The following is a 280-nucleotide window of genomic DNA, read 5'->3' on the forward strand; positions in this document are numbered from 1 at the left end:
GCCACCACACGCTGGCCATCTCGCCGGTGGCGCCGACCTGCTGAGCAGCCAGCGCCAGCGGCACGAACGACAGCGCGGCAATCACCAGGCCCCAGGCCGACTTGACCGGCTTGCCCGGTTCCCAGCCGCGGCGGTCCATCCAGGTCCACAGCGCGGCGAAGGCCGGTGCCAGCAGCACCAGGAACAGGCCGCCGAGATAGGTGAGCGAACCGGCGGTCTGCGGAATCACCAGGCAGTCGCGCACCAGCAGCACCAGCATCAGCACGACAATGGCGGCAAA

General features: G+C 69.6%; 1 protein-coding gene. It reads right to left on the reverse strand.

Annotated elements, in window-relative coordinates; all coding sequences use genetic code 11:
- A partial coding sequence (locus EN846_RS34810) for a peptide MFS transporter (protein ID WP_135928178.1) occupies positions 1-280 on the reverse strand: 280 nt, incomplete at both ends.

This window comes from Mesorhizobium sp. M4B.F.Ca.ET.203.01.1.1, assembly GCF_004791025.1.
GTDB classification, from domain to species: domain Bacteria; phylum Pseudomonadota; class Alphaproteobacteria; order Rhizobiales; family Rhizobiaceae; genus Mesorhizobium; species Mesorhizobium abyssinicae.